Consider the following 6411-nt stretch of genomic DNA (forward strand, 5'->3'; position numbering starts at 1 on the left):
AGTTTTAGGGGCTCAGGTCAGTTTGTCGGTCACTGCTTAGTGGGACCGCGCTTCGCGTAGGATCAGATCAATTGCATCGTCAGAAAGAAGGCTGATCCGACCCGGCATTCGATCTTGAGACTGACCTGTCAGACGCCGCCAGAAAAACGGCCAACTGTCAGATCACATCTGAACCACTACAGCTAATTGTACCGCAAGCTCGTGGCGTCTTGTGCGAGGTACCATTCGTATGTCTGTCGAATTCCCGCGTCAAGTTTGATGTGTGCCGTCCAGCCCAACTTTTCGAGCGTTGAAACATCCATCAGTTTGCGTGGAGTGCCGTCGGGGCGGTTCGTGTCCGTCAAAATCGCCCCTTGAAACCCAACAATCTTGGCCACCAATCGGGCCAGCTCCAGGATCGAGATCTCTTCGCCACACCCTACGTTGACATGCGACAATGTCGGTCGGGTTTCTCTTTTGTAGGTTTCTTGAGGAAGATCCATCACAAAGAGCGCCGCTTCGGCCAGGTCATCCACATGCATGAATTCGCGCAATGGGCGGCCTGACCCCCAAATGGTCACGCTTGGGTCTCCGGCAACGACTGCGGCGTGGAAATTGCGGATCAATGCGGGCAGCACATGGGAATGCTCTGGGTGGAAGTTATCTCCGGGACCGTAAAGGTTGGTCGGCATCACGGAACGATAATCGACACCGTACTGTCGATTGTAGCTCTCACACAATTTGATCCCGGCGATTTTCGCGATCGCATAGGGTTCGTTTGTTGGCTCCAGAGGGCCAGTCAGCAGAGCGGTTTCAGTGATCGGTTGCTCTGCCTCGCGGGGATAGATGCAACTCGACCCGAGCTGCAACAGCCGAGTGACGCCAGCGTGATAGGCTGCGTTGATTACGTTGCATTGGATCATCAGGTTGTCATAGATGAACGGCGCAGGGTAGCTGTTGTTGGCGACAATGCCGCCGACACGTGCCGCAGCCAAGATGACTTGGTCCGGGGAAGTCGCTTGAAAAAACGCCTGCACTTGGGCTTGGTTGGTCAGATCCAAACTGGCCCGATCACAGGTGACCAACTCGAGGCTTTGCCCGTTGGCACGTCGGGCCTGCAGCCGACGCAGGATCGCGCCGCCAACCATTCCACCATGACCTGCTATGTAGATCTTCACGGTATTAGCCTTCGTAACACACAGGAATGTCCATGCCATGTTCTTTGAGTAGAGCGTGGCGTTTTGCGGCTTTGAGATCTTCGGTCATCATTTCTGAGCACATTTCCTGGGTGGTTATTTCCGGAACCCAACCAAGCCGTTCCTTCGCTTTGGTCGGATCGCCAAGCAGTGTCTCGACTTCGGACGGGCGGAAGTAGCGCGGGTCAATACGCATGATGACGTCGCCAACATTGAGGCCGGGCGCTTTGTCGCCATTGATATCAGCCACCTTTGCCACCTCATCCATGCCGGTGCCGATGAATTCCAACGTCAAGCCGACCTCTGCCGCCGCCCAAATGATAAACTGACGAACAGAGTACTGCACACCCGTTGCGATCACAAAATCTTCGGCCTCTTGTTGCTGCAGCATCATCCACTGCATGCGTACATAGTCTTTTGCATGACCCCAGTCGCGCAGCGAGTCGATGTTGCCCATATAGAGACACGGTTCAAGCCCCAGCGCGATATTCGACAAACCACGGGTGATCTTGCGCGTGACAAATGTCTCGCCGCGGCGTGGACTCTCGTGATTGAACAGAATGCCGTTGCAGGCATACATGCCATAGGCTTCGCGGTAATTCACAGTGATCCAATAGGCGTACATTTTGGCCACGGCATAGGGTGACCGCGGATAAAATGGCGTGGTTTCGCGTTGTGGAGTTTCCTGCACCAAACCATAGAGTTCGGATGTCGATGCTTGGTAGAATTTTGTTGTCTTCTCCATCCCCAAAAAGCGGATCGCCTCCAGCAGTCGCAGGGTGCCGATGGCATCCACGTCAGCGGTGTATTCCGGTGCCTCAAATGAGACGGCGACATGGGACTGAGCGCCAAGGTTGTACACCTCGTCCGGCTCTACTTCACGAATGATCCGTGTCAGGTTGGAGGTATCTGTCAGGTCACCGTAATGCAGCTTGAACCGGGCATTATCGATATGGGGATCCTGATAAAGGTGATCAACACGATCGGTGTTGAAGGAAGATGCACGACGTTTGATACCGTGTACTTCGTAGCCTTTCTTGAGAAGAAACTCCGCCAGGTATGAACCGTCTTGTCCGGTTACTCCGGTTACGAGTGCACGTTTAGCCATAGGTGTCCTCAATTTCTATTTGAACAGAAGGTTTTGCCCGTCAGGCGCTCATCTTTAGCGACTGCCCAAGCGGGCGGGCGACGGCGTTGAAACATTCGGCAACGCGCGCGATATCTTCTGTGGTTAAGTTGTGGTGATTGGGCAGGTAGATCCCGTAATCATGGATCAGATCTGCCTGTGGTAAGGTCTGTGACCCATAGGCGCGAACCCAGAACGGATGCCGGGCGATGTTGCCGCAGATCAACGGGCGACATTCGATCTTCTCTTCTTTTAATGCACCAGCGACGTCCATTCGGTTTTCCACCAAAGTGCCATAGGCAAACGATGAAAGAAGTTCCGCATTACTGGATTGGGAATAGAAATCCGGCAACAACTGCGCGTAGGTTTCAAAGTTGCGCGCGCGCGTTTCGCAAATCTGATCCAGTTTCTTGAGCTGCTGCAAACCGATATAGGCCTGAAGATCGGTCGAGCGCAGATTGAAGCCCGCGTAGTAGAACGTATAAAGATTGCGGAACTCATCGATTTTATGCGTTTGCTGAAGGTCTGCCTGACGTTGAGGCGCAAGATCACGACTCCATCCATGCGACCGCAACGACAGCATCACTTGATGCAGCTCGGCATCATCGGTGACCACCATGCCCCCCTCGATTGTGGAGATGTGGTGGCCGTAGTAAAATGAGAAGCTTCCCGCAAGACCGTGGCCGCCCAGTTTTCGCCCATCAACCACAGACCCCAGTGCCTCGCAACTGTCTTCGAGCAAGACCACGTCATACCGTTCACAGATCGACTTGATTTCACGCAGGTGGTTGGCATGGCCCAGCACGTGCACCAATATCAACATCGATGGTGCCTCATCCCGGCACAAGGCCTCCAGGTGATCGAGATCGAGCCCAAGATTGCCCGGATCACAATCGCAAAGGCGGACATCAAAACCCAACTGCATCAAGGGCGACACCGTGGTCACCCAGCTCACAGCCGGGGCTATGACTTTGTTGTTGCGCAGGCGTCCAGCTTCCTTGGCGGCGTAGATCATCAATAGGTTTGCCGAAGAACCCGAGTTTACAAAAACTGCGTGATTGCACCCCATCCACTCAGCAAACTCGGCCTCAAACTGTGCGGTCATTTCTGCTTTGGTCAACCTGTTGCCAGCCAGCATCCAGTCTGTTGTCGACACGAGATCTGCCTGCGAGATGGTCTCTTCCGCGAGAAGAACTGGTTTAACGGCGCTCTCAGTGATCATTGTGTCGCGCGCACCATTTGCATGGCTTTTAGTTCGATGTAGTAGGCGCGCACCTCGTTATAGGCAGCGGTGAGATCCTGCTTCTTTTGGGCGTCTTTCAGGGCGTCTATCGTTATACTGCCGTCATGGGAGCGAAAGCTTGCAAGGGGTTCTTTGACAAACCCTAGCTTGGGATATCGCAACATGGACAGGAGCGACGCAAAGATGTCGGGTCCAACGCCGTGGTAATCGCTGGCCTGCAGCGGTAGCCCACCTTGGTAGAGTGCATCGATCAGCACTTGTTTGCGAAACAGAGCCGCACCAGGTGAAATCAAGGAGCCAACGATCTTGTCCTCGGCCAAATGGTTTTCGAAAATACCGGTGGAGGGCAGCCATTCCAAAAACTGTGTCATCACTTGACTGCCATTGCTATCGTCGATGACTTCGGCGCCGCTAAATGCAAAACCGACGTCCTCGGCCATCACGCTGAGGCATTTTTCAATGAAGTTATTGGCGATCCAATCGTCGTCATATTGCAAATGGACATAGGTGCCGTTGGCATGCAAAACGCCTTCGAGCCAGCAAAAATGCGGTCCAAAATCGCGTTTGCGACGGACATAGGTGACTTTGTCTTCATATGCGGCAACGACTTCGGGCGTTCTGTCCGTAGAGCCGTGATCTACAATGATAATTTCGCACGGGTGTGTTTGTGCCAATGCGCTGTCGATGGCCTTGGGAAGCATATCCGCGCGGTTGAACGTCGGAATAACGATTGAGACGGTTTCAGACATTGTTTTCTCCAATCAGGGTGCGCAGGCGCGACACATCGGGCACCAAGTTGTTTGGGGTACCAGTAGATTTGATGTTAAGCGGGAAGGGGGCCAGAGATTGTGCAAAATCTGCGACACGCTGTGGTGTGCCTGATCCCACGTTGACAACGCCCTCTGCCTCACTCAACGCGAGATCAACCAGGATCTGTGCGGCAGTTTCAGCAGTCAGGAAGTCGCGCAGGCTATCGGCACCGTTCAGTTCAAACGGCGCTTCGGGATCCGCGTCGGCCAAGCGGCGTTCCAACGTTGGACGCAAAAAGGAACCCTGCTGTTGTGGATCATGGATCGAGAACAGCCGCGGCACACATAGATGACGCCCCGTATCCTCGCAGATCTCACGTGCGGCCTGTTCAGCCAACAGTTTGCTTTTCCCGTAAACTGAAATCGGATCTGTTGGATCGGTTTCACAAATAGGGCTGGGGTGGCTTGCATAGACATGGCCCGAGGAACAACACAGCAAACGTGCTCTGGGCGCGCTGTCGTCAGTTGTTGATTGCCCTGCCTTGCCGCCGTCCTCGCAATGGGCCAAGGCGGCCAGTAAGTTGATGGTGCCGCCCACATTCACGGCAAATCCCTTGGCAGGATCTGCCAAAACCGCATCCACGGGCACAAGTGCTGCAAGATGGATAACCAGATCCAATGGACCGGCCGCCAGTAGTTCTTTCGTGGTGGCCGTTAAATCCGTGAGATCGGCAGTGTTACGCAGGATCTCCCAGCCAGGTGCGATCTCCTGTAGCCTTGCGCAAACATGCTGCCCGAGGATGCCACCGCTCCCGGTGACAAAGACCCGGCCGCGCGTGGCGATTTCAGACGCCTTTGCGGAGTGAGGCACCTGTTGCGACGGCACCGATGATTGCTGCGGACCGCGTAACATCTCCAAATAACGTGTGGCGAGTTTCCGGCTGTGCGTTTCAATCAAACTTCTAGGTTTGGCCGCGTCGAATCCGTCTTCTTCGGTGGTTTCGTCGACGTCTGGCATCGCGATCTGATGGACAAAGGAAACTTTGTGAACACCGAATGCTTCGAGGTTTTCAAAGTCATTGTTCTGACGGAATTCCGCCTGTGACTCAATTGATGAATAATAGCGCCCGATCACCTGAGGAATACGGGTCTTGTTTAGATCCAAGCGGCTCAGGTGTTCCCAGAAAAGGGCGTCTCCGATCGACAGAATCGGTTCTTCATTGCCAAAGTACGTCGGATACCAGCGCTTTGTTTGCGCCAGATCCCACATGGTTGCGGGGCCAAGAGTGCCGCGTTCCCCGGTCCCACTGCCCAGACGCAGGTTTTCACCAGGTTGAGGGGGCCATTCGGGCTGGAAGACAGTTTCATCCGCTTCAGTGGCCTCGAAGCTTTCATTTTGGAAACTGTCATCAAAACAGATCAGCCACTCCCCACCGATCAACGCGGTGCCCTGCTCAAGCAGCTCGTTAAACAGCAGTTCCGCGGCATTTGTCGCCAGCCGATCGTCCATGTTGAGGTTCATCACGTAGCGCGTTTGCGCCAATGCAACTCCGGCGCTCCAGGCTTGATAGATCGTGAGAGGTTGGGAAAATGAGTGCCACGGGGCTTCAAGCCAGTCAGGGGGCGTGTCACCATTGTCAAAGATGTAGCACGGTTCTACCGGCAAAGATTGCTGTTTTAGATTTTCCCAATGCGATCTCAGAAGTTCCAGCTTGTTGGGCTGTTTGTGCCAGACCGCGCAAAAAACCGTGACAAGAGGGCGTTCCGGTGCCGACGTATCGGGAAGATTGTTGGATGACACACGCATCTATCGACTCTCAGTTTAATTCAGCTTTACGCGTCTGCGGCGCGCTAAAATTTGAATTAAAGCACTGGGATTTAATTCGAGTTAATAGCGAAGTCTCTTAGGTTCAGGCCTTCGGTAACGGGAGCACTTCTGTCAAGAGATTCCACGCAAACAAACTGATCCGCCGGAGCGGTGCTTTTAGTTCGTCGCGTCCGCGCTGCTTTCTCTCACAGCCTTTGACTGAGGTCCTTTGGGTACATGCTTCGGTTCGTGGTCAGCGCGACGGCTGCCAACAGGATGCTGGTTCGATGTAGTTCCGATGTGCCCATCTC

5 protein-coding genes are annotated in these 6411 nt (G+C 54.1%); all 5 read right to left on the reverse strand.

The window, feature by feature from the left end; genetic code table 11:
* Positions 1 to 182: 182 nt before the first annotated feature.
* From KMP13_RS19350 to KMP13_RS20735, 5 genes are read right to left on the reverse strand one after another with little or no spacing between them, the layout of a single operon-like run.
* Entirely contained in the window at positions 183 to 1196 is a 1014-nt protein-coding gene (locus KMP13_RS19350) for a GDP-L-fucose synthase family protein (protein ID WP_215267670.1), read from the reverse strand.
* On the reverse strand, positions 1162 to 2283 hold the full coding sequence (gene gmd / locus KMP13_RS19355) for a GDP-mannose 4,6-dehydratase (RefSeq protein ID WP_215267672.1): 1122 nt from the start codon (positions 2281 to 2283) through the stop codon (positions 1162 to 1164). The genes KMP13_RS19350 and gmd overlap by 35 nt, the downstream gene beginning before the upstream one ends.
* Before the next feature lie 40 nt (positions 2284 to 2323).
* Entirely contained in the window at positions 2324 to 3523 is a 1200-nt protein-coding gene (locus tag KMP13_RS19360) for a DegT/DnrJ/EryC1/StrS family aminotransferase (RefSeq protein ID WP_215267674.1), read from the reverse strand.
* The gene (locus KMP13_RS19365; protein WP_215267675.1) at positions 3520 to 4293 is read right to left on the reverse strand and encodes a glycosyltransferase family 2 protein; all 774 of its coding nucleotides are present in this window, start codon (positions 4291 to 4293) and stop codon (positions 3520 to 3522) included. Before KMP13_RS19365 ends, KMP13_RS19360 begins: the two co-directional genes overlap by 4 nt.
* Entirely contained in the window at positions 4286 to 6100 is a 1815-nt protein-coding gene (locus tag KMP13_RS20735) for an NAD-dependent epimerase/dehydratase family protein (protein WP_251363964.1), read from the reverse strand. The genes KMP13_RS19365 and KMP13_RS20735 overlap by 8 nt, the downstream gene beginning before the upstream one ends.
* Positions 6101 to 6411: the final 311 nt, after the last annotated feature.

It is taken from the genome of Epibacterium ulvae (genome assembly GCF_018678075.1).
GTDB lineage: Bacteria > Pseudomonadota > Alphaproteobacteria > Rhodobacterales > Rhodobacteraceae > Epibacterium > Epibacterium ulvae_A.